Origin of the sequence: Bacillus sp. AFS001701 (assembly GCF_002559405.1) — a bacterium.
GTDB lineage: Bacteria > Bacillota > Bacilli > Bacillales > Bacillaceae_G > Gottfriedia.
Window position 1 is genome coordinate 1 of sequence record NZ_NTZO01000507.1, and the last position, 518, is coordinate 518.

The 518-nt window shown below is 25.9% G+C and carries 1 protein-coding gene; it reads right to left on the reverse strand.

Translation table 11 applies throughout. The features are described from left to right. Positions 1-387 (reverse strand): DNA cytosine methyltransferase (locus CN514_RS21755; protein ID WP_141529475.1); only part of this gene is annotated, 387 nt, incomplete at its 3' end. Between the last annotated feature and the right edge of the window lie 131 nt (positions 388-518).

Below are 518 nucleotides of genomic sequence, written 5' to 3' on the forward strand. Positions count from 1 at the left end.
AAACAAATGTGTATTAGAATTTATGGTTTTTACATTTTCCATAACAAATGCAGTTGGTTTAATTTCTTCAACAGCACGAACAAATTCCTTTACTAGTAAATTATTATTTGAAAACAACTCGCTCTTTTGTCTATTAGCATTTGAAAAACCTTGACATGGCGGACCTCCAATAATTATATCTATTGGATTTTCTATATCTAATTCAACAAAATTTATTTTTCTAATATCTGATTGTGTAGTTTTTATCTTATGGTTAAAATCATAAGTTAATGCAGCATCTCTATTTAGTTCAATAGCTTTGACAATTTCATATTCACCGGTTTGTTCAAAACCTAAACTTAACCCACCAGCACCTGAAAAAAGATCTAAAACTCTTAATTTATTCACTCAATCACTTCCTATAGAAAAGACAATGTTTTTCGGTTATTTATCATTAGTTCTCTTATTATAAAATATATATTTACTTTATACAAAATATTATTTTCATAAAAGTTATACGATTACATATAGAGAAAATT